Origin of the sequence: Pseudomonas viridiflava, assembly GCF_003702045.1 — a bacterium.
In the GTDB taxonomy this organism is placed as follows: Bacteria; Pseudomonadota; Gammaproteobacteria; order Pseudomonadales; family Pseudomonadaceae; genus Aquipseudomonas; species Aquipseudomonas viridiflava_C.
Genome location: NZ_RBTP01000065.1, coordinates 208,265 through 230,978, shown reverse-complemented (window position 1 = coordinate 230,978; position 22,714 = coordinate 208,265). Strand labels below are relative to the sequence as shown.

The following is a 22,714-nucleotide window of genomic DNA, read 5'->3' as shown; positions in this document are numbered from 1 at the left end:
GGTCACCTCCTGATCAATTGTCGCCACGAAGCTGCCGTACTTCGGGCAGGTTGTTGGCGGTGGTGAGCAACGTGGGGACTTGGGTTTCCTTGGGCAGGTCACGTTGCCCGGCCAGGTAGCGTGCGACGTTCTGCACCGCGGTCTTGCCGATCAGCACCGGCTGCTGCGCGACCACCGCGCCAATCGGAGAGTCGCTACGGCCAAGCAGCTCCAGCACTTCCGGTGTGCCGTCCACCCCATAGGTTTTGATCTCGGTGCGCCCGGCATCGATCAGCGCCTTGCTGGCACCCAGTTGCGGAATGTCCCAGGCCGACCAGATGGCTGCGACGCTGCCCTTGGGGTATTTGTTGAGCAAGGCGGAGACTTGCGAATAGGCATCCTGAACAGTATTGGGGATGACATCGCGCAGTTCGGGCTCGATGATCTTCAGCTCGGGATGATCCTTGAGCGCCAGCTTGAGCTGGTCGTAGCGGATGGCGCAGACCGGCACACCATAAAAACCGTTGAACACCAGGATGTTGCCCTTGCCGCCCGTGTCCTTGATCAATTGCCCGGCCAACGCCTTGCCGGTGGCGACGTTGTCGGAGGTGGTGTTGTTGAGGCTGTATTGCGACGGCGCATCGATGGTGAACAGCGCAATGCCCGCCTTGCTGATCCGCTTGAGCCAGGGATCGATGACACTCAGCGTGCCGAGCGTCTGAATGACGGCATCGGGTTTCTGTGTGATTACGGTCTGCAACTGGTTCACCAGATTCTTGTCATTACGACCTGCATCGAGCGTGATCGGTGTGCCGCCCAGCCGCTTGACCTCATCGACCTGCGCCTGGAACGCCTTGATATCGAAGTAATGACTGGTGCCGGTCATGCTGATCGCGATGCGCTTGCCTGCCAGGGATGGAACATCGCTGTCATCGGCCTGTGCAGACATGCCCATGCAGGCCGCCATTAACGTCAGCGCCAGCGCAGGCCAGCGTTTGCTAAAGCGGTTGAAAGTCGAAGGTCGAACGGCATCGGGCATGGGGTTGGCTCCGCAGATTCAGAATGGAATCCGGGGAGCAGTGCACAGGCCGTGCCTGAGCGAGGCGCCGAGGGTTGAACATCGCTGCAAGGCACGGTTCCTGGTGCTTTCAGGGCTTTGGCCTGAAGCGCCCTGACATGCTTGCGGGCTGACGGACATCCATCAGCGCCGCGCAAATTGCCGATCTGCTGTTGCGGGGACAACAGTGCATTAGCGGGCAGCGCGTTGAAGAGCGGCCATGTTCGCGAGCAATGCCCCTGTTTCCCTGATACAGCAGTCTCGCTCTATGTCATCGGACAGTGGAAGCGGCTTGCCGACTGGCGCGAAGTATCAGGTACACGCAAGGGCCGCTGCGCAGCCCATCGCTGCCGTCGTAACCTCCGGGAACTCCCACGCCCTCCGGGCAGAAGCAGATTTGCGCCATATTCAGTTGACTGTATACGGATTGCCTGACGCCATCTCTTTCCAAACCAGCCATTAACGCAACGTGAACTGCCCCAGCGTAGTGTTCAGACCATTGGCCAGTTCTGCCAGTGACTGGCTGGCACTGCCGGTCTGCCCGGTTCGGACCGCAGAGTGCGCAGACAAATCACGAATGCGCACCAGGTTGCGGTCCACTTCACGTGCGACCTCGGCTTGTTGTTCCGAGGCGGTGGCAATCATCGTGTTGCGCTCGTCGATGACCGTAACAGAGGCTGCGATCAGCGCGAGGGCGGCATTGGCCGACTCGGCCTGCTGCCGGGTCTTCTGCGCTTGTTCGGTACTGATCTCAAGGGCGGTCAGGGTACTTTGGGTCCCCAGTTGAATGTGCCCGATCATGGTTTCGATCTCGCGGGTCGACTCGCTCGTGCGATGCGCCAGCGCACGCACTTCATCGGCCACCACCGCAAAACCACGCCCTGCGTCCCCCGCGCGAGCGGCCTCGATAGCCGCGTTGAGCGCCAGCAGGTTGGTCTGCTCCGACACGGCGCGAATGACGTCCAGCACCTTGGTGATGTCCAGGGTCCGCGTGGCCAGCGACTTGGCTTCGTGAGAGGCGGTGCCAACGTTCTGCGTGAGTTCAAGAATCGACTGAACGGTGTGATCGAGCTCTTCCTGCCCTTTGCGTGCCGACGCGGAAGACGCTCTGGACTCCTCCGACGTGGCCACCGCATTACGGGCCACCTCATCGACGGCCTGACTCATCTCGGTGACCGCCGTGGCTGCCATTTCAATTTCGCTGTTCTGCGCCACCAGATCGTTGTTGCTGTCGACAATCAGTGCGTTCATCTCCTCAGTCGCCGAGGCCAACTGGTTCGCCGCATCGCCCACATGGGTCAGCGTCTTGCTCAGGCTCAAACGCATCTGCTCCATCGATTGCAGTAACAGCGCGGCTTCGTCACTGCCTTTGCGGTCTACACCGGTAGGCCGCAAATCACCCGAAGCGATGGTTTCCGAGGTCAGCAGCGCCTGACTGATGGGCATCGAAAGGCTGCGTGACAGTCGCCAGGCGAGCAGCACAGTGAGCAGTACTGCCAGCACCATCACCGACAACGTCACAGAAAACGCGTTGCCGTATACGCTGGTGGCGTTGGCGCTCGATTCTTCTTCCGAGGCGTCATTGAGCTTTTCCAGCTTGCCCACCAGCGCTTCCATGCTTTCGGCGACGGCTTTCATCTCGACCCAGGCCAATTGCTGCCCGGCATCGATCTGGTTGTCTTTGACCAGTTGGTAAACCCGTTCAGCACCTTCGGCGTAAGACTGATACCCGGCGCCGAGCTGGTTGATCAGCGCCCGCTCGTCTTCGGAGGTGATCAATGGGGCGTAGGCCTGCATGGCCTTCTGAAAGCCGGCCTTTTTTTCCAGCAGTTCCGAATGCACCTGTTCGACCTGCTGAGCCGTATGCGTCGACAGCATTTTCATCGCCGTGGTGCGGGTTTTCTCGAACGCCAGCGAGATGTCATCGCCCAGCGCAATCCCTGGCAGTGAGTCGTTCTCGATCTCAAGGGATTGTTCGCGAATGCTGCGCAGCTGTTGGAGGCTGAAAACACCGAGCCCGATAACCAGGACCACCATCAGCGTAAAGCAGACAGCCGTTCTGACTGCGATTTTCAGCTGTCTCAGCATTTCGAATCCTCTTCCTCAAGACGGCTGCCATATTGCCACCATCCTTTGTATCGGCAGAGGCCTGAAAAGGATAACCACGCAAACTTTCATGCAGGCCACCTCGACAGGAGGCCCACCGGGAAAAAACCTTATGGTAGGGTTCTGGCTGCCCAATAACCCCGGACATGACTGGTCCCTGTCACTCGGCAAAACCCTGCATCGCAGTGACGGTACGACCAGTCTGCATTGCTGGAGATCCACCGCCATGAAACGTTACTGCGCTGCATTCCTTGCCCTGTCACTGCCCGCCTTCGCTTTTGCCGGCGATGCCCTTCGCGACCAGCCTTCCATCATCAAAGCCTTGAACACAGGGGAGTCTGTCTCGGTGGTGATCGACCTCGGCCAGTGCACGTCCTCAATCAAGGGCGCCGAGCCATCCAAGACTCAGGGTGGCAAACGCATCGATGCGTACCGGGTCACGCCTGATGGCATGCTTGCGTTCTCCGACACCCATTTCACGCTCGATCGTGATAACAAGCCCATCGAGCAATTCATCCGTTACCGAGTACGGCCTGACGGCAAGGCCGATTTCAGCATGACCACACTCAGTGTTCCCGGTTACCAGCAGACTGGACAGCCCGTGAGTTATGACTGTGCGGTTGGCAAGGGCTTGAGCTTCTTCACCGCGAAGTAGAATGGGCGTCCGACGCAGGCTCTCGTAAGGGCCTGCCGAGGACGTTGCGACTGACGTACAGACCTGCCAGTCAGTTGCTCGCTCCTTGAACCCGTTGAGCGTTGCTTACCGACGTCCCCGTCTCGAAATGCGCTGAACCTTTCGACAACCCACCTCGTCCCAGCCTTATCAAGCAGCCTGCTGAACGCCTGGGAGCGACCGATGCTGATTTACCCCAAAACCCGTTTCAAACCCTATACCAACGCCAGCGGCGGTTGGGGGTCGGCGAAGTCAGTGGCGCAGATTCTGTGGCGCGAGCAGACGCTGGCAAAGGCACCTGTCGCCTTGTTTAAACAGAATAAACCGGATGGTTTCGCCTGCGTCAGTTGCGCCTGGGCCAAGCCCGGACACCCTCGGGCACTTGAGTTCTGTGAAAACGGCGCGAAAGCCACCGCCTGGGAACTGACCTCAAAGAAGACTGACCCGACTTTTTTTGCCGCGCACACGCTTACTGAACTGCGTGAATGGCCGGATTACGACCTGGAACAGCATGGCCGCCTGACCCATCCTCTGCGCTACGACGCCCAAAGCGACCGCTACCTGGAAACGTCTTGGGAAGAGGCTTACCGGGAGATCGGCGAACAGCTCAAGGGCATGGCGCCGGACAGCGTGGTGTTTTACGCCTCCGGGCGAGCATCGCTGGAAACGTCGTTCATGTACCAGTTGTTCGCCCGCGCCTACGGCTCCAACAACCTGCCCGACAGCTCCAACATGTGCCACGAAAGCACCTCGGTCGGTTTGCAGGAAAGTATCGGCGTGCCCGTCGGCACCGTGACGCTGGACGATTTCGAACACACCGACTGCCTGTTTTTCTTCGGCCAGAACGTTGGCAGCAACAGTCCGCGCATGCTTCACCAGCTGCAAGAGGCCCGTCAGCGCGACGTGCCGATCATCACCTTCAATCCGTTGCGCGAGCGTGGGCTTGAACGGTTCGTCAATCCACAGTCGCCCAGCGAGATGCTGATTCCTGGCTCCACCGTTATCAGTACGCAATACCATCAGGTGACAACCGGCGGTGACACGGCCGCCATCACCGGTATTGCAAAGGCGTTGCTGGACATGGAAGACGAGGCTTGCGCGAAAGGCATGCCCGCCGTACTGGACCATGCCTTCATCGCCAGCCATACGCAGGGCTTCGAAGCCTTTACCGACTACGTACGCCACTGTACGTGGCCTGACCTGGAGCGCCAGAGCGGCCTGACACGGGGGGCGCTGGAAGCGGCGGCCACTGTTTATGCCCGCAGTCAGCGCGTGATGTTCGTCTACGGAATGGGCCTCACCCAACACCGTCGCGGCGTGACCAACGTACAGATGCTGGTCAATCTGATGCTGATGCGCGGCAATATCGGTAAGCCGGGTGCCGGTATCTGCCCGGTGCGCGGCCACTCCAACGTGCAGGGCCAGCGAACCGTCGGCATCACCGAAGACCCGAAGAAAGTCCCTGCAGATCTGATCGAGCAACAGTTTGGCTTCAAGGTTCCCGACCAGAAAGGCCTCGCTACGGTGGACGCCTGCGAAGGGATTCTGGACGGACGCGTGCGTGGCTTCGTGGGTTTGGGTGGCAACTTTTTGCGAGCCATCCCCGACACCTCTCGCATGGAACCGGCCTGGCGAGGGCTGGACCTGAGCGTTCAGATCGCGACCAAACTCAATCGCACGCACCTGGTGGCCGCTCACAACGCGTGGCTGCTGCCCTGCCTGGGCCGTATCGAGATCGACCGGCAGAACGGCGTCGAGCAAACCTACACCACCGAAGACAGCACCGGTTGCATACATGGCTGGAAAGGCAGCGCCGAGCCGGTCGGGCCACACGTGCGAGCCGAGGCCGCTATCGTTGCAGGTCTGGCGATGGCCACCCTGTCCGGCAGCCAAACGATTGACTGGCAGGCATGGGCTGACGACTACGCCAGGATCCGGTCCGCAATCGGCACAATTTACCCTGAGATCTTCCATGACATGGAAACCCGTATGGCCGAACCCGGCGGGTTCCATCGTCCGCTTGCCGCTGCTCAACGCAAATGGAACACCGAAAGCGGTAAGGCGCAGTTCATCACGCCAGCAACGCTGGTCGAGAACGATGACATCAGCCTTCCAGGGGCTGCTCGTGACGTGCTGCAACTGATGACGCTGCGCAGCAACGACCAGTTCAACACCACCATCTACGGCTACGACGATCGTTTCAGGGGCGTGAGCGGCACCCGCGAGGTGATCTTCATGCATTGCAACGACATTGAGCGACTGGGCTTCAAGGCTGGCGAGCGGGTAATGCTGACCACCGCCGTGGAGCCTGAAATCAAGCGACAGGTCGGTCCGTTCGAAATCATCGCTTACGACATACCGCAAGGTTGCGCCGGGGCTTACTACCCGGAGTGCAACGCGCTGATCCCGATCTGGCACCACGCCGAGCGCAGCAAGGTGCCAGCGGCTAAATCAGTGCCGGTGCGGTTGAGCCCGGCACTTCGGTAGGAAGATATCTGCCGTTGTTCGAGCATTTTGTGATGTTCGAGCAACGCTGCAGACAGCCCGAAAAAGCAACTCGACGTGCAATCTCACCCCTCATGACATGGCACAAACAAGACAAGGACCGAAGGTCCTTTTTTCTTTGCCGAACCCTCAAGCATGTTAAGAGTTGTTAAGAAAAAAATAACTTCACAAAATACGATCACAAGAGGAATATCCGTCCCGCACGCAGACGACCTGACAATAAAAAACCAGACAGGACACCTTTCATGCAGCGCTCCCATTTGCGGACGGCCACAGGGCTGATGTTTTTGCTTTGCCTCACTTCCGGCGTCCATGCTGCGCCCCTTCCGGCAGCGAAAGAAGGCGACTGGGTCGCCCCGGAGTTCACCTTCCATACGGGTGAAAAACTCACCCACCTGAAACTGCACTACGTCACGCTCGGCGATCCGAAAAACCCTGCCATTCTGTTTCTGCACGGCACTTACCGGCCCGGCAGCGACGTTTTGGCCAAGGATTTCGGAGGTGAGTTATTCGGCGAAGGCCAGCCCCTGAGTGCGAGCAAGTACTACATCATTTCCACCGATGGTATTGGGGTCGGGCAATCGACCAAACCCTCGGACGGCCTGCGCGCCAGCTTTCCGAACTATAACTACGCCGACATGGTTCAAGCGCAGTATCGACTGGTGACTGAAGGGCTTGGCATCAAGCACCTGAGGCTGGTCATCGGCAACTCAATGGGGGGCATGCAAACCTGGATGTGGGGTCAGACCTGGCCGAACATGATGGATGCGCTCGTGCCAATGGCCTCACAACCCACTGCAATGTCGTCACGCAACTGGATGATGCGCCGACTGCTCGTGGAGTCGATCAAGCAGGATCCGGCCTGGAACAAAGGCAACTACACCACCCAGCCGCCGTCCCTGAGCCTGGCCAACGCAATGTTCAGCATCGGCACCAGCGGCGGCAATCTGGCCTATCAGGCAGTGGCGCCGTCCCGGGCGCTGGCTGACAAGTACGTGGATGACCGGCTGAACTCGCCACAGACGTCCGACGCCAACGACTTCATTTATCAATGGCAGTCCTCCGCCGATTACGACGCGTCCAAGGGTTTGAATAAAATCCAGGCGCCGGTACTGGCGATAAACGCGGCAGACGACGAACGCAACCCTCCAGAAACCGGGTTGCTCGAAGCCTCGTTAAAAGAGGTCAAGAACGCCAGGCTGTTGCTGATCCCGGCCAGTGCCGACACCCGGGGTCATGGCACGACCAGCATGGCGAAGTTCTACAGCAAGGAACTGGAGCAGTTCATGCAGCAGACCGAAAAGCCGCACTTGGCAGGCAAATAGGGATCAGTGTTCGCTTGCCCGGCATGGCCTAAACGTGGCGTTGCGCTCCTCAGCATTAACACCTTTATTCAGGCCCATGCTCGACGTGACCAGAGCGCCCAAACGTCTGCTTGTAGGACGTACACGGGCCCCTTCGCAACCGCAGGGAAGCGGTTCGGCCTGACTCATTCTGCAGTCAGCGCACCGCTCAGCAGTCTTGATACCCGCGCTCCGCCGTACCGACCAAGCAGGATGTCCTGACTTTCCTGTACAGATTTATCCCCTGCGCAAACGCCTAATAACGGCCCACCGATCGTCTTCGGTCCTGGCTGATCCTGCGCGTTGGCATCCGCCGACTTCAATGCACGACTGCAGATCCGCTTCGCCGGTACGTCACACGGGTGACCTCGGCCGCTGAAGCCTTCCCCGTAGAGACGACGCCGCCCCCTACTCTATGTGTCGACAGCCGATATGCCCGCTGTCGACAAGCCCAAGGTGACTTGAATGCAGGTGCCAACATGACCTCCGCTGACTTGCCAATGTTCGACGATGAAAACCAGGACTTCGAACTGACGTCCCCTCAGCAAGGCATATGGTTTGACCAGATCGCGAACCCTGAGCTGCCCTACTACAACATCGGCATGGTCCTTGAGATCAAGGGTGAACTGGACCTTGCGTTGTTTGAGCAAGCGCTCCAGATGGTCGTGGATCGCCATGAGTCCTTGCGCCTGGTGTTCAGTATGCAGGGTGGGAACGTACGCCAGCGTGTGCTGCCCGACGTCAAAGCGAAGCTGAGCGTTGTCGAGTTTTCGGGCGAACAGGCTTGCGAAGAACCCGTAAAGGCTTACCTGCAAGAGGCTTTCCGTCAGCCGTTCAGCCTGCTGGGCGAGGTGCTGTGGGAAGCCAGGCTGGTGAGCTGCGGGCCGGATCGCCATTACTGGCTGCATCGCTACCACCACCTGATCTGTGACGGGGTCACGGTGCATGTGCTGCTTCACGCAGTAGCAGACGCTTACAACGGCCTGCTGCGTGACGATCACAATCCCCCCCAAGGGAACGCCTATCTGTCCTTTCTGGCAGAAGATCAAGCCTATCTGGCGTCGAGCCGCTTCGAACGTGACAAGGCATTCTGGCAGGATCTGTATGCCGAACTGCCGCCACCGCTGTTGCAACCGCGTGTTGCAGGCGGCGACAGGTGCATAGCGCCGAGCGCGCTGAGCCAGATGATGATTCCAAGGGCTCTGTTCGATGATCTGGCGCGGTTTGCAAGCAGCAAAGACCTGTCACTCGCCCATGTTTTCATGAGCATCATCAGCACCTATTTCTGCCGCACCACCGGCGTGGACTCCCTCGTGATCGGCATGCCCGTCCACAACCGGACAACGGCTTACCAGAAGCGCACGGCGGGAATGTTCTCGTCCCTGAATCCCGTTCGTCTCGACGTGGATCCCCAGGGTTCCTTTCTGGACCTGATGCGCACGACGTCTGCCAGGCTGCGCCGTGGCTACCGGCATCAACGATTTCCGATCGCCGAACTGAACCGGATTCTGAAACTGGGCCAGACAGGTCGGCGGCAATTGTTTGACCTGTCATTGTCGTTTGAGAGTCTTGACGGCGATACGGTATTCGGGGACAGCAAGACCGACGTGTTCCCGCAATACAACGGGTATGAGCGCCTGCCGCTGGCGATTTTCGTGTGTGACTATCACCCGAACAAAGACGTTTATCTGGACTTCAACTTCAACACGGCGTTCTTCACGCTCCAAGATGTGCAGCACATCCAGACGCGCATTCTTTCAATGCTTGCCGAGGTGGTCCAACAACAAGACACACCGGTTTCGCACTTCCCGATCATGCCGATGGCCGAACGCCAACAGGTGCTGCAGACCTTTAACGTCACCGACACCCTGTACGCCCAAGACGAGCTCATCCATACCCGCTTCGAGCAACAGGCAGAACGCCGGCCAGACGCCTGCGCCGTCAGCGATCACACCGGCAACGCGCTGACTTACGCCGAGCTGAACCTCAAAGCCAACCAGTTGGCGCATCACTTGATCGAACGGGGCATCGGCCCGGATGATCGGGTCGCAATCTGCGTCGAGCGCGGGCCACAGATGATTATCGGTCTGCTGGGGATTCTCAAGGCGGGCGCGGGCTACGTGCCGCTGGACCCCGCCTACCCCGCCGAACGGCTGGCCTATCTGCTGCAAGACAGCGCCCCGGCTGCGGTGCTGGTGCACGCTGCGACGGTCGACGTGCTGTCACTGGATTCACTGCCCGTCATCGATCTGGACGCCGCCGCTCTCTGCACACAACCGGCCCAGAATCCGCACGTTGCAAGCCTGACCCCGGACCGATTGGCGTATGTGATCTACACCTCAGGTTCCACGGGTTTGCCCAAAGGCGTGCAGGTCGAGCATCGCAACGTGATCCGTCTGTTTTCGGCCACCGATGCATGGTTTGGCTTTAACAGCACCGATGTCTGGGCGCTGTTCCATTCCTTTGCTTTCGACTTCTCGGTCTGGGAAATCTGGGGCGCGCTGATTCACGGCGGGCAGTTACTGATCGTGCCGCAACTGGTCAGCCGCTCACCCCGGCAATGCTATGCCTTGATCTGCGAGGCTGGCGTCACGGTGCTCAACCAGACGCCCGGTGCGTTCCGACAACTGATCGCCGCGCAGGCCGAAAGCCAGCAGGCGCATTCTCTTCGGCAGGTGGTCTTCGGCGGAGAAGCGCTGGACACTGCAACTCTCAAGCCTTGGTACGCAAGATCGGGCAACGCCGGGACGCAACTGGTGAACATGTACGGCATCACCGAAACCACGGTGCATGTGACGTGGTATCCGTTGCAGGCCGCCGACGCCGATCGCGCCGGTATCAGCCCGATTGGCCAGCGGATTCCGGACTTGCAGCTTTACGTACTGGATGCCCGACGCGAGCCTGTGCCAGTGGGCGTCGCCGGTGAGTTGTATGTCGGCGGCGCAGGCATAACCCGTGGCTACTTGAACCGGCCTGAACTCAATGAAGAACGCTTTCTCCCCAACCCGTTCAGCGAACAGCCCGGCGCGCGGCTGTACCGCAGCGGCGATCTGGTGCAGTGGTCGGCCGACGGCAGCCTTCAGTACCTGGGACGCAATGATGAACAGGTAAAAATCCGGGGCTTCCGTATCGAGCTGGGTGAGATAGAGGCCCGTCTGGCCGAGCATGAGGCGGTGAAGGAAGCCGTGCTCATGGCCCGTGAAGACGCCGCAGGCGATCGGCGTCTGGTCGCGTACTTCACGGCCAACGGTGACGTGGCCCTCAACGTACTGCGAGAACATTTGCAGTCGCATCTGCCGGACCACATGGTGCCCGCAGCTTATGTCCGTCTTGAGTCTCTGCCACTGACGGCCAACGGCAAACTGGATCGCAAGGCCCTTCCCGACCCTGATCAGTCGGCGCTCGTCAGCCGCGATTACCAAGCGCCGCAAGGTGCTATCGAACGCGCGATTGCCGATATCTGGCAAGACTTGCTAGGCATCGATCAGGTGGGGCGTGACGACTACTTTTTCGAACTGGGCGGCCACTCGTTGCTGGCCGTCAAGCTGATCGAGCGCATGCGACACATCAATTTGAGCGCCGATATGCGTGTGCTGTTCGGCCAACCTACCCTGGCGGCACTGGCCCGTGCCGTGGGCGATGTAACCGAACTCGTCATACCGGCCAATCTGATACCTGAGAACTGCGCACGCATTACACCGGACATGCTGCCATTGGTGAACCTGGATCAAACGTCCATCGACCGGATCACGGCCAGTATCCCTGGGGGTGTGGCCAATGTGCAGGACATCTATGCCCTGGCTCCGCTGCAGGAAGGCATTCTTTACCACCACCTTCACGCCGAACGCGGCGATCCCTATGTCCTTAAATCAGTCTTTGCCTTTCATGACCAGGCCCGTCTGGACGCCTTCAGTCAGGCACTGCAACAACTGATTCAGCGCCACGATATCCTTCGTACTTCCCTGCTGTGGGAAGGGCTGGAAGAACCGGTGCAAGTGGTGTGGCGCAACGCAAGCCTGGCTGTGGAAACCCTTGAGCTTGATCCGGAACAGGGTGATATCTCGACGCAATTGCAGCAACGCCATGACCCTCGGCATGCTCGCCTGGACCTGAGACAGGCCCCGCTAATGCGGCTGGTCAGTGCCTATGACGCCCCTCGCCAGCGCTATGTCTCGCTGCTGCTGTGCCATCACCTGGTACTCGATCACACGGCACTGGATGTGATGCGTGACGAAATACGAGCGCTGATGGGTCATGAAGGCCATGAACTGCCCGCCTCGGTGCCTTACCGTAACTACGTGGCTCAGGCTCGTCTGGGTGTCAGCATCGAAACCCACAAGGCCTTCTTTAGCAGCATGCTCGGCGACATCGACGAGCCTACCCTGCCGCTCGGCCTTCACCAGGTACGAGGCGACGGAAGCGGAATCGAAGAGGTGCATCACCACATTGATCACGACTTGAACCAACGCCTGCGCAAGCAGGCCCGGCTGTCCGGGGTGAGTGCCGCCAGCCTGATGCACCTGGCCTGGGCCTTGGTCGTGGCAGGCTTTTCGGGACGCGACGCCGTCGTCTTCGGTACGGTCCTGCTAGGCCGAATGAGCGGCGCGGCGGGGACGGACCGGGCGCTAGGGATGTTCATCAACACCCTGCCCATACGTATTGATGTCGGTCAGCAAGGCGCTCGCGCGGGCGTTCAGGCCACTCATGCCCGATTGTCAGCCATGCTTGAGCATGAACACGCTTCGCTGGCACTGGCGCAGCGCTGCAGCGGTGTGCCGGGCGACTTGCCCCTGTTCAGCGCCCTGCTCAACTACCGACACAGTGACAGCGAAGCCTTGAATCATGAGGCAGGCACCGTATGGGCGGGCATTGACGTACTGAACGTTGAGGAACGCAGTAATTACCTGCTGACGCTGAACGTGGATGATCGGGGCGAAGACTTCATTCTCAACGCCCAGACCATTGCCGACATTGGCGCGCAGCGTGTCTGCGATTACATGCAGGTCACGCTGGAAAGGCTGGCGGCCGCACTGGAGCATGCACCTCAGGCGCCCCTGCACAGCCTGTCTGTGCTGCCGGAACAGGAGCACAATCGACTGCTTGTCGACTTCAACGCCACCGAATTCGATTACCCGCTTGAACAAACCCTTCACGGGCTGTTTGAAGCGCAGGTCGAACGCACGCCAGACGCGGTCGCCGTGGTGCACGGAGAAAGACGCCTGAGTTATCGCGAACTCAACAATCAGGCCAACCAGCTGGCGCATCACTTGCTCGACATCGGCGTGAAGCCCGATACTCGCGTGGCGATCTGTGCCGAACGTAGCGAATCAATGGTCATTGGCCTGCTGGCCATATTGAAAGCAGGCGGCGGTTATGTGCCCTTCGATCCGGCCTATCCTGCCGACCGGATTGCCTACATGCTGCAGGACAGCGCGCCCGTCGCAGTCCTGGTTCAACGCGCGACACTGAGCCTGTTATCCGGCGCATCGGTTCCGGTGATCGACCTGGACAGCCAGTCAACCCAAGGACAATCGGTGACCAACCCGCATGTGCCGGGCCTGACCTCCTCTCACCTGGCCTACGTGCTGTACACCTCCGGCTCCACAGGTACGCCCAAGGGCGTGATGAATGAGCACCGTGGCGTGGTCAACCGCCTGCTTTGGGCGCGTGACCACTACACGGTGAACAAAACGGACCGTGTTCTGCAAAAAACCCCATACAGCTTCGATGTTTCGGTCTGGGAGTTCTTCCTGCCCCTACTGACCGGCGCCCAATTACACATGGCCCGGCCAGGCGGCCATCAGGACCCGGCTTATCTCGCTCAGGTGATTCGTGAACAGCGCATTACCCTGATGCACTTCGTGCCGTCGATGCTCGATGTCTTTCTGGAGCATGGCGACAGCGAGGGGTTCAGTGACCTGCGTCGCGTGCTGTGCAGTGGTGAGGCGTTACCCGGGCATCTGGTGCGTCGCTTCAAGGCGCAACTGCCGGACATTGCACTGCACAACCTGTACGGCCCGACCGAAGCGGCTATCGACGTCACCGCATGGGACTGCTCGGGTGCCGACACGCCCGACAACACTCCGATTGGCCGACCGGTTGCCAATACTCGCATTTACCTGCTCGACGTCCACCAGCAGCCCGTTCCCGCAGGTGTTGCGGGGGAGATTTACATTGGCGGCGTTCAAGTCGCCCGGGGTTATCTGAACCGCGCGCAACTGACGGCGGAGCGGTTCTTGAGCGACCCCTTCAGCGATGATCCGGCATCCCGTCTTTACAGGACAGGCGACCTGGGCCGCTGGCTGGGCGATGGCACACTTGAGTACTTGGGCCGCAACGACTTCCAGGTGAAGATCCGTGGCCTGCGCATTGAGCTCGGCGAAATCGAAGCGCAACTGCTGGCCTGCGAAGGGATCAGGGATGCCGTGGTGATCGCTCGCCAGGAGACCGAAGGCGATGCCTATCTGGTCGGCTATCTGGTGAGTACCCATGCGCAAGAGCTTTCTAGCCAGTCGTTGCAAAACCACCTGCGCCAGCAGGTTCCCGACTATATGGTGCCAAGGCATCTCATTCAGGTTGAGCGCTTTCCACTCAATGCAAACGGCAAGCTGGACCGCAAGGCCTTGCCCGAGCCGGCAGAGACCTTGGGCAGCAGCGACACCACAGCGCCGCGCACGGCACTTGAACGAGCACTGGCACAGCTCTGGAAAGACAACCTGAAACGAGATGTGCCGGGCATTCATGACAACTACTTCATGCTCGGTGGCGACTCTCTGAAGGTCATCCATCTTCAGATCAGGGCGCGTGAGCAAGGCATGGCGCTCACGCTCGCGCAGATTTACCAGAACCCGACCATCGCTCGACTGGCTGAACTACTGAACGCGCAGCAGGCGTTCTCATTGCCTGTGCAAGCTATCGCTCATGTGAAGCCTTTTGCGCAGGTATCAGAAGACGTTCGACGGATCAGCGAGGGCGTATTCGATGACGTGTTCGCGGCTTCTCAGCTCCAGGTCGGCATGATCTACCACTCGATGATGCACCCCGAATCGGCGATATATCACGACATCTTTCGCTATCGGTTGCGCCTTCGCTGGGACGCCGCGTCATGGGAGCGAGCCTGCGATGTGCTGATCCGGCGTCATCCGGCGTTGCGCATGTCCTTTGACATGGGGCACGCCGCAACACCGATGGCCCGCGTGCATGCCACGGTGGTGTCGCCGGTGCAAGTCATCGACGTCACCGCCATGAGCCCTACCGAGCGGACACAGGCCGTTGCCGCGTACGTCGAAGAGCGCAAACGTGCTCATCAGGAATGGAATCAGGCCCCGTTATACCGGTTCTGCGTGTTCGTCGCGGAGGACGACATCGATCTGGTTTTCAGTTTCCACCATGCCATTCTCGATGGCTGGAGCGTGGCCGCGCTGATGCACGACCTCATCACGCTCTACACATCGACACCGGAAACCGCCTCTTTGCCCGCTTTGTCCACCACGCCAGCCGACTTCGTCGCCCTGGAGCGGGAGGCGATGGCAGCGGACGAACATCGCCTGTTCTGGAGCGAATACTTGCGTGAAGCGCCCGCTGCGTCGATGACCAGTTGGGCTCATGCGGTTGCGCCCGATCCGGTTCCGCACCGCACGGCCTACCGTGAACTGCCGGCCGCCGACCTGGCCCGGCTTGAGGCGTTCTGCCAGGCGCAGGACCTGCCGTTACGCTCGGTCTTGCTGACCGCTCACGGCTTTGCCCAAGCCATCATGTCCAACCAGAAAGAAGTGCTGTGCGGCGTCATCAGCCACGGTCGGCCGGAGTTTGAAGACACAGCCTCGGTTCTGGGCCTTTTTCTCAACACGCTGCCTGTGCGCTTCAACACGCTGGGCAAGAGCTGGATTGAACTGGTCCGTGCATCGATTACCCAGGAACAAGCGGTCTTCACGCATCGGCGTTATCCGTTCGCCTTGATCCACCGCGAAACCGACGTAGCGCTGAACGTGGTGTTCAATTATGTCGATTTCTATGTGCTCAAGGACGTGCTGGCGCAGCACGAGGACATCCTCATTGACTGGGAAACGACCGAAGCCAGCAACTATGACCTGCTGACCACCCTGGGTCGTCATCCGGCCAATGGTTCGCTGATGTTGAAGATGGACTACCGCACGGCACGCGTCGCCGAGAGCCAGGTCGAGGCGTACACCGAGTACCTGCTGCGCACACTGGCATTAATGATGGAAGCCCCCCAGGCCGGCCCTTGCATACCCGCATGGTCACCTGTTCTTGAGCAGCCCTCGCCAGTTCCGGGCGTCACAGCGGCTCATGGCAACCTGGCGAGTCTGTTGCGGGACAGCTTCGCCCGCCATGACGCAAAAACCGCCTTGAGTTTCGGCGAGACCCGATGGTCGTACCGCCAACTAAGCGACGCCAGCGCGCAGATGACAAGCTGGCTGCATCGACACAACATCGGTCAGGGCGACCGGGTGGCGATCATGATGCCCCGCTCGCCCGAGCTGATCGTCGCTCTGCTCGGGGTCATACAATCCGGGGCCGCCTACGTGCCCATCGATCTGAGCTTCCCGCCTGATCGCATCCGGCTGATTCTCGACGATTCTCAGCCCAGCCTGGTGCTGTTCGCCGACGCCTCCGAGCATCTGGCCACGTCGCTGGCGGAGCAGACACACAGCCGCCACTGGGACAGCGTGGTCGCAGGATTCGACACCGATACAAGGCGCGCCCATGAACGGGTCGCTGTACTCGCGGCGGGCATTGAAGCCGACGACAACGCGTATGTGCTGTACACGTCGGGCTCAACAGGTCGTCCCAAAGGCGTGGCCATGCCGCACCGTGCCTTGACCCATCTGATCCTGTGGCAGAACCGCGAACAGGCTCAGGACATCGATCCGGCCGTCTCGTTGAAAACGCTGCAATACTCATCCATCTCGTTCGACGTATCGTTCCAGGAAATACTCTCGACCCTGACCTGTGGCGCTGAGCTGGTAATGATTGAGGAAGCGTTGCGCTATGACTTCATTCAGCTGTTGAAGTTGATTGATGTGCAGCAGATCAATCGTCTGTTCCTGCCCTATGTCGCCTTTCAGGGACTGGCTGAAGTGGCCATGCAATTGGGGATCGTTCCCCTGTCGCTGCGCCGGATCAACGTGGCGGGTGAACAGCTCAAGATCACCAGTGAAATCCGCAACCTGATCGATGGACTTGAAGCCTGTCAGGTGGAAAACCACTACGGGCCGACCGAAACCCATGTGGCCACACGCCTGAAGCTTGAAGGCGCCACCGACACCTGGCCGAACATGCCGTCCATCGGCACCCCGATAGACGGCGTGCGCCTGCATGTTCTGGACGCGGCAGGCAATGCCTGCCAGGTGGGCGTCATCGGTGAACTGTTCATCGAAGGCCCTTGCCTGGCAAACGGTTATTGGGATCGATCCGATCTCACCGACGAGCGCTTTGTCTATCGGCAACTGGAAGGCCAGACCTGCAGGCTTTACGAAACTGGAGACATAGGGTTTTACCTGCCGTGGGGAGATCTGGTCTATCAGGGCCGTGGTGATGCGCAAGTCAAGATTCGCGGCTATCGCGTCGAGCTGGGCGAGATCGAGGTCGCGATGCTGGGCTCCGCCCGTTTCGGCGCCGACATTCGGCAAGTCGCCGTTATCGACAAGCCCGCAAACGATGGCAGCCGTTATCTGGTGGGCTTTGTACAGGCCATGCCGGGACGCACGCCGGATCTGGATCAACTCAAGGCAGAGATGCGCCTGGCGCTGCCCGATTACATGGTGCCCAGCACACTGGTCAGCATCGAACAACTGCCGCTGGGTCCCACGGGCAAGATCGACCGTCTGCAGCTACAAAAGGTAGTGATTGAAAACACCCTGCTGCGGCCCTTCACCGCGCCTCGAAACGCCACAGAGGACCTATTGCAGGCTTATTGGCAGGAAGCTCTGGGCCTGGAAGACATCAGCGTCCATGACAACTTCTTCGAGGTGGGCGGCAACTCGCTCAAGGCGGTGCAACTGGTCGCGAAACTGGTCATGCATCAAGGCCTGGAGCCTTCGTTGTCCGACTTCATTCAGGCACCGACCATCGCCGAATTCGCTCAGGTCCTGCAAGGAACCGAAGCCGGACACGGCGCGACCGGGGCGCTGGTGGATTTCAAGAACGCCGCAGGCAAGCCTGCGGTGTTTATGGTCCACCCTATCGGCGGCCACGTGCTGTGCTATGCCGCCCTGGCCCGCGTGCTGAAAGATCAAGTCAATCTCCATGCGCTCCAGGCGCCGGGAACCTGGGATGCCCGGGCTCCGATCGCGTCGGTGCTCGACCAGGCGACGTACTACGCGGATGCCATCGAGCAGGTGGTGCCGCAAGGTCCGCTGAATATCGGTGGCTGGTCGTATGGTGGCGTGGTGGCGTATGAGCTGGGGAGCGAGTTGCAGCGTCGCGGACGGCTGGTGCATAACGTATTCCTACTCGACACCATCGTGCGTCTCAATCAAGGCCAGGTGGAGATAGAACGCTCCGAGTTCATCAACTGGTTCATGTGGGAATTGCTCAGCGGCGATGGTCAGAAGGATTACGACTATAAGGCGCTGGATTTCTCCTCCTCGAGCGATTCGCAGGCTTTCGCGGCGATCCGACAGCACGGCATCAATCTGGGCATTTTCGATGAAACCATCACCGTAACGGCCCTGGACCAGTTGTTCAGCGTGTTCCACGCCAACTGGCAAGGGATGCTGGACTACAGCTTCCCGCCGCGAGACTTGCCCGTGACGCTATTCGCCGCCGACGTAGAACTGCCCGATGTCCTGCAAGGCCCGCATGAAATGGTGGGTACCGCCTTTGGCGATCCGTACCGAGGATGGCGCGCCCTTTCCCCTCGGGTACAGCGCATCGCCGTTGAGGGCGACCACCTGACCATGATGCGCGAACCGCATATCCAACGGGTTGGCACCTTCATTAGGTCGCAGATGGATGCGGCGCTGACCGTAAAACCCGGCAACGGAGCCGCATCGACAGCTCCGTCAGCCTTGAAGGGCTCGACACAGGTGAAAACAGTATGACGCAACTCAGAACAGCCATCGTGGCGGGTGCCGGCGTCGGCGGCCTGACGGTGGCCATTGCGCTGCAACGTGCGGGATGGCAGGTCAAAGTCTTCGAAGCGGCTGAAACGCTACGCACCGGCGGCACCGGCCTGTCGATCATGGCCAATGCGATGGCAGCGCTGAAATCCATCGGTGCCCATGTTCCTATCGAAGAGGCCGGTCAGGAAATTCGCCAGTTCTTTTTCAAGAAACCGGGCGGCGCCCCCATTGCCAGCATCCCGATTCATGAGATCGGCGAGCAACTGGGCCACCCCAGTATCAGCATCCAGAGACCCTTGCTGCTGCGTGCGCTGGCGCAGCAACTTGCGCCCGACACGCTGATAACGGGCGTGCGCTGCACAGGTTATCTCAACCACACTCAAGGCGTGACGGTGCGTTTCGAAGACGACAGCCTTCTTGAGGCTGACCTGCTGATTGGTGCAGACGGCCTCAATTCGGTGATCCGCCGACAGATGCTGGGCGAAACACCCATACGATCCTCAGGCTATGTCGCCTGGCTGGCCGTTACGCCCTTCAGCCATCCGGTGATGACCGAAGGCTATGTGGCCCACTACTGGGGACGTGGCAAGCGCTTCGGGCTCTGTGACGTGGGCGACGGCCGTGCGTATTGGTGGGCAACCTGCAACCGTGAAAACGCTGCGCAGGACGCCCTGAGCATCAATAAACAGGAAGTGCTCGATGCCTATGCCGGCTGGGCACCGGAAGTCAGCGCCGCCATCGAGGCGACACCCGAGGACATCATATTGAAAATGCATGCCAGGGATCGTCAGCCGGTAGAGCAGTTCTGCGACGGACATGTGGCGTTGCTGGGGGATGCGGCTCATCCGATGTTGCCCAGCCTCGGTCAAGGGGCGGCGCAAGCCATTGAAGACGCCGTCGTGCTGGCTGACCGCCTGGCAAGAACGTCCGACCTGCGCACCGCACTGACAGAGTACGAGGCGTATCGACATCCTCGCGCCAACGGAATCGTCAACGCGGCGCGCTTCATGAGCGGCATCGAACAGGCGGAGTCGAATGTGGCCTGCTGGGTTCGCGACTGGTACATGCGCCTGACGCCCCAGAGCAGCCTGCGCAAGAAGAATATCGACATTCTGTCGTTCAGGCCCAGCACGTGAGGTGAGCGGCAACGGTTACGCACAAGCAGCGTGGCCGTCGCCGAAATGCCTGCATCAAATGCTGGACAGTCGCACGGCAAAGAGATGGGGATCGCGCTGACGAATAGTTGCAGGCGATACCGGAGGCTTGTTGCTGCACTGGCCACTGCGGGACATGGTGATGACAATGTGTGGAAAGGCAGTAACGAAAAAAGGACCCTGAGGTCCTTTTCGGTTTGCTTCGTTAAAAGCTGCATGTAAAGAGCTGTAAGGCTCTTTAATGCCATATTTGGAGCGGGAAACGAGACTCGAACTCGCGACCCCGACCTTGGCAAGGTCGTGCTCTACCAACTGAGCTATTCCCGCATTGTCGTGTTGACGGGCGCCATTCTAGCGTTTCAAATATTCCCGTCAAGCCCTTGATTCAAAAACTTATTTCTTTTCAGCCGTGGTCTTCAAGTGCGGCCAGGCAGCCCTCAGGTATTGGACCATCGACCACAATGTCAGCCCCGCTGCCACCAGCAGCAACGCGTAGCCCAAAATGACCCAGAACGTGACCGCCGGAGGGTTGCCCAGCAGGATCACCAGCGCCAGCATTTGAGCCGCCGTTTTCCATTTGCCCATGTTCGACACGGCCACCTGAGCCCTGGCACCGATTTCGGCCATCCACTCACGCAGCGCTGAAATGACGATTTCGCGACCGATGATCACCGCTGCCGGCAACGTCAGCCACAAGTTCGCATGGGCCTGGACCAGTAATACCAGGGCAACGGCCACCATGAGCTTGTCGGCTACCGGGTCGAGAAACGCCCCGAACGGCGTGCTCTGCTCCAGACGACGTGCCAGATACCCATCCAGCCAGTCGGTCGCCGCTGCAAAAGCGAACACCGCGCTGGCGGCCATGTAGCTCCAGTGATAGGGCATGTAGAACAACAAAATGAAGATCGGAATCAGTAAAACGCGTAGTACGGTAATCAGATTAGGGATATTCATCGGCACAACTGGCTACGAGGTGAGCGGGCATTCTACTCGCTGTGCAGGTTTGCATAAATCGACTCTGCCAGCTTTTTACTGATTCCCGGTGCTTTTGCTATTTCATCGATGCTTGCACGGGACAATTCCTGCAAGCCACCGAAGTGTTTGAGCAGGTCACGACGCCGTGTCGGCCCCACCCCTGCAACGCCTTCAAGCGTCGACGTGCGGCGGGTCTTGCCGCGTCGGGCACGGTGTCCGGTGATTGCAAAACGGTGGGCCTCGTCGCGAATCTGCTGGATGAGGTGCAACGCCGGTGAATCGCCAGGCAACGTGAACTCGTGGGCCGCATCATTCAGGTAAAGCGTCTCGAAACCGGCCTTGCGCGTGGTGCCCTTGGCAACGCCGAGCAGGATCAGGTCAGGTATGGCCAGTTCGTTAAGCACGTCACGGGCCATCGCCATCTGTCCTTTACCGCCGTCCACGAGCAGAACGTCAGGCAATTTGCCCTCCCCGTCCTTGATCCGGCTGTAACGCCGGGTCAGGGCCTGATGCATCGCCGCATAATCGTCGCCTGCCGTGACGCCCTCAATGTTGAACCGGCGATAGTCCGACTTGATCGGCCCTTCCGGCCCGAACACCACACAGGACGCCACGGTTGCTTCACCACTCGAGTGGCTGATGTCATAGCATTCGAGGCGCACCGGTGGTTCGTCAAGGTTCAGCACCTTGGCCAGCGCCTCGAAGCGCGATGCTACGTGCTGACGATTGGCAAGGCGCGCGGCCAAAGCCTGTTCGGCATTGGTCACGGCCAGTTGTTGCCAGCGGGCACGGGTGCCGCGAACGCGATGACTGATGGTCATTTCACGACCACGCGACTCTTCGATTGCGTCGATCAGGGCCGGAAAATCTTCATTGACGACATTGACGATGACTTCGCTGGGCAGTTCGCGATCAACACCGCCAAGAAAGTACTGGGCCAGGAAGGCTGACATCACTTCGCCAACCTCCTCTTCAATCCCCACCTGCGGGAAGAAATTCTTGCTGCCCAGCACCCGACCGCCGCGTACGGAGATCAGATGCACACAGGCGCCGCCCGGATTGACGAAGGCGGCCACCACATCGACGTCGCCTGTACCGCCTTCCATGCTCTGCTGATCCTGCACCCGACGCAGCAATGCAACCTGATCACGGAGCTCGGCCGCTCGCTCGAAATCGAGGGCCATTGCTGCCTTTTCCATCGCAGCGTTCAACTCATCGCTCAACGCATTGCTGCGCCCTTCGAGGAACATCACGGAGTGACGGACGTCTTCGGCGTAAACCTCAGGCTCGACCAGGTCGACGCAAGGCCCCTTGCAACGCTTGATCTGGTACTGAAGGCAAGGCCGATTACGGTTCTTGAAATAGCTATCCTCACACTGACGCACCAGGAACGTCTTCTGCAGCAGGCTCAGACTTTCCCGGATGGCACCTGCGCTGGGGTAAGGCCCGAAGTAACGGCCTTTGGCTTTCTTGGCGCCACGATGAATGCTCAGGCGCGGAAACTTGCCATCTGAAAGGAAGACATACGGGTACGACTTATCATCACGCAGAAGAATGTTGTAAGGCGGCCGCCATTCCTTGATCAGCGTCTGCTCAAGCAACAAGGCTTCGGTTTCATTGCCCGTGATGGTGGTTTCGATCTGCGCAATGCGGGCCACCAACGCGCCCGTCTTGGGTGCATGCCCGGTCTTGCGGAAATAGCTGGCAAGGCGCTTCTTCAGGTTCTTGGCTTTGCCGACGTACAAAAGCTTCGCTTCTGCATCGAACATGCGATAAACGCCCGGACGACCGCTGCAGGTCGCCAGGAAAGCACTTGGATCAAAAGTCTGGTTCAT

The 22,714-nt window shown here is 59.7% G+C and carries 9 protein-coding genes, 1 tRNA gene and 1 pseudogene; 5 read left to right on the top strand and 6 right to left on the bottom strand.

Annotation, left to right across the window (positions count from 1 at the left end):
• Positions 1–13: 13 nt before the first annotated feature.
• The 3 genes and pseudogenes from ALP40_RS19645 to ALP40_RS26230 all read right to left on the bottom strand — a co-directional run.
• Positions 14–1,018, bottom strand: coding sequence for a sugar ABC transporter substrate-binding protein (locus ALP40_RS19645; RefSeq protein WP_122209852.1), 1,005 nt, complete (start codon positions 1,016–1,018; stop codon positions 14–16).
• Positions 1,019–1,495: 477 nt separating this feature from the next.
• On the bottom strand, positions 1,496–2,203 hold the full coding sequence (locus ALP40_RS26235) for a methyl-accepting chemotaxis protein (RefSeq protein ID WP_409077534.1): 708 nt from the start codon (positions 2,201–2,203) through the stop codon (positions 1,496–1,498).
• Positions 2,204–2,593: 390 nt separating this feature from the next.
• Positions 2,594–3,124: pseudogene (locus ALP40_RS26230) on the bottom strand (MCP four helix bundle domain-containing protein); the annotation flags it as partial.
• Between the two features lie 244 nt (positions 3,125–3,368).
• On the opposite strand from ALP40_RS26230, the gene ALP40_RS19635 reads away from it, so the two are divergent.
• The 5 genes from ALP40_RS19635 to ALP40_RS19615 all read left to right on the top strand — a co-directional run bounded on the left by ALP40_RS19635 (position 3,369) and on the right by ALP40_RS19615 (position 19,886).
• Positions 3,369–3,797: a VirK family protein gene (locus ALP40_RS19635; protein ID WP_122209868.1), complete on the top strand. Its 429-nt coding sequence runs from the start codon at positions 3,369–3,371 to the stop codon at positions 3,795–3,797.
• 201 nt (positions 3,798–3,998) lie between these two features.
• Entirely contained in the window at positions 3,999–6,302 is a 2,304-nt protein-coding gene (locus tag ALP40_RS19630; protein WP_122209850.1) for an FdhF/YdeP family oxidoreductase, read from the top strand.
• A gap of 263 nt (positions 6,303–6,565) precedes the next feature.
• Positions 6,566–7,645, top strand: coding sequence for an alpha/beta fold hydrolase (locus ALP40_RS19625; protein WP_122209849.1), 1,080 nt, complete (start codon positions 6,566–6,568; stop codon positions 7,643–7,645).
• Between the two features lie 497 nt (positions 7,646–8,142).
• On the top strand, positions 8,143–18,729 hold the full coding sequence (locus ALP40_RS19620; RefSeq protein ID WP_122209848.1) for a non-ribosomal peptide synthetase: 10,587 nt from the start codon (positions 8,143–8,145) through the stop codon (positions 18,727–18,729).
• A complete protein-coding gene (locus ALP40_RS19615; RefSeq protein WP_122209847.1) occupies positions 18,726–19,886 on the top strand; it encodes an FAD-dependent monooxygenase in 1,161 nt (386 codons plus the stop codon). The genes ALP40_RS19620 and ALP40_RS19615 overlap by 4 nt, the downstream gene beginning before the upstream one ends.
• Positions 19,887–20,155: 269 nt before the next feature.
• Here the strand turns inward: ALP40_RS19615 and ALP40_RS19610 are convergent.
• From ALP40_RS19610 to uvrC, 3 genes are all read right to left on the bottom strand, one after another.
• Positions 20,156–20,231 (bottom strand) — tRNA-Gly (locus ALP40_RS19610).
• 66 nt (positions 20,232–20,297) lie between these two features.
• Positions 20,298–20,858 carry a CDP-diacylglycerol--glycerol-3-phosphate 3-phosphatidyltransferase gene (gene pgsA / locus ALP40_RS19605; protein WP_122209846.1) on the bottom strand — a complete coding sequence of 187 codons (561 nt, stop codon included), beginning with the start codon at positions 20,856–20,858 and terminating at the stop codon, positions 20,298–20,300.
• 32 nt (positions 20,859–20,890) lie between these two features.
• Positions 20,891–22,714: an excinuclease ABC subunit UvrC gene (uvrC, locus tag ALP40_RS19600; protein WP_122209845.1), complete on the bottom strand. Its 1,824-nt coding sequence runs from the start codon at positions 22,712–22,714 to the stop codon at positions 20,891–20,893.